At 72.2% G+C, this 1,735-nt stretch carries 1 protein-coding gene; it reads left to right on the forward strand.

What is annotated here, in order from left to right; all coding sequences use genetic code 11:
- Window positions 1-250: 250 nt before the first annotated feature.
- Window positions 251-1,735, forward strand: a 1,485-nt coding sequence (locus WAS25_RS10555) for a hypothetical protein (RefSeq protein WP_422311828.1), incomplete at its 3' end; no start/stop codon positions are given.

Below are 1,735 nucleotides of genomic sequence, written 5' to 3' on the forward strand. Positions count from 1 at the left end.
GGCCCAGCCAGGCCACCCTGCCGCCCTCCATGGCCAGGGCCGCGTCCGGGATGCGGTCCACCGCCCAGGCCCGGGCGGGATCGGGGGTCAGCAGACCCCGGAGGTTCACGAGCACGCGGCGATCCGACATGGAACCAGTCTGCCAGGGAACCGGACTGTAAAAAATCACGCCCAGGTCCCTTGCGGCCGGGGCGCGGCTTGGTAGCATCGCTCGACACCGGAGGTTCCAGTGCGGGGCAGGGGAATGGGAATGCGACACATCGCGCAGGGATCGTGCGTGCTTGCGCTGGGTCTGACGGCGCTGCCCGCTACGGCCCAGGGGCCCTCTGCGATTCCGGCCTGGGCCGCGGAGCGGGTCCGTGGATGGAGCGTCTCCCGCTACGATGCGGCCGGCAACCAGCAGTGGACAGGGAAGAAATGGGATCAGGCCATCTGGGGGGATCAGCTAGCCGAGGCTCGTTACCGGCTCCGGAACGCCCAGGATCGCCGGGCGGCCCTATGGGCGCTGACGGCTTGGCCTGTGGACCAGTGGGATGCAGCAGCCTTGAAGACCGGCGGCGCCGAGGCCGCGCAGTTCCTTTACCAGCGCGGGTACCGGCAATCGGGCAAGGATCCCTACGCCTACCTGGGCTCCCCGGACCGCGTGGAACGCCCCTGGACCCATGGTCTGGGCCTGCACCTGGATAAGGGCGCCTGGCGCTTCCAGTGGATCCCCAGCCCGGCCCTGTTCACGCAGGCGGGTAGCGTGGCGCTGCCCAAGGGCATGGAGCAGGCCGCCCAGCCCGGCGTGCTCATCCACCTGAAGCAGTTGCGGCCCGGCCTGGAGAAGCTGGTGGGCCTGGCAGGCGGCTCGGGCGCGGCGGCCAACGGCGCGTCCACGGGCCTGGTGCCCGCCCTGGCCCAGGGCAGCCGCCTGGGCTTCGCGGTGCGTCACCTGGATCCCTGGCTGAAGCAGGCCTCCCCGGCGCTCGAGCCCCTCGCGAACCGCGAGGCTTGGGTGCTGCACTACGGTACGGAGCGCGAGGGCGGCCGAAACCTGCAGGGGACGCTGGTCTTCATTCCCGGCGACCTGCCGACCCGCACCCAGCTGGTGATGGCGCTGCTCAAGCTGAACCTCCTGAGCTCGGGGGCCCGCAGCCGCGTCGTGAAGTGGGCGGGTTCCGGCATCACCACGGAAGTCCAGCAGCTGCGCGGCTCCGGCGGCGTCTTCCACCTCATCCAGAAGGCCGAGGGCACTTGGATCAGCGACCGCGAGGCGCCGCTGCGCGCCCTGCTGTTCCCGGGGGCCGAGCCGACCCTGGGCGAGCGTCAGGAGTGGGCGCGGGTGGCCCTTTCGGCCATGGCGCCCGACACGGAGCTCTCCTTCTGGGTGGCCCCCCGCATCGGCGCGGACGCCGCCTTCGAGATCCAGGCCATCCGCCGCCGTCTCGCCAACGCCCAGCAGGGCACCTGGCCCAATCCCTTCGTGGCCAAGGCCGCCCCGCGCACCGGGGCCCTGACCGTGGCCCTTGGCGCGGGACCCACCGAGAAGCTGGTGGAGGCTATCCTGCGCGTGGACGACGCCAGCGACTTCCGCCTGCCCCAGATGCCCGAGTTCGCCAATGGTGGCCAGGCCCTCAGCCCCGCGCAGCTGAAGGCCTACCAGGAGGCCCTGGCCGGGGCCCAGGAGCGCCAGCGCCAGCGGGCCTCGCTGCGGCAGGACGCCGCGGCCCTGCAGGCCTGCCTGGACCTGCGC

The sequence above is a fragment of the Geothrix sp. genome, assembly GCF_049292215.1.
Taxonomy (GTDB): domain Bacteria; phylum Acidobacteriota; class Holophagae; order Holophagales; family Holophagaceae; genus Geothrix.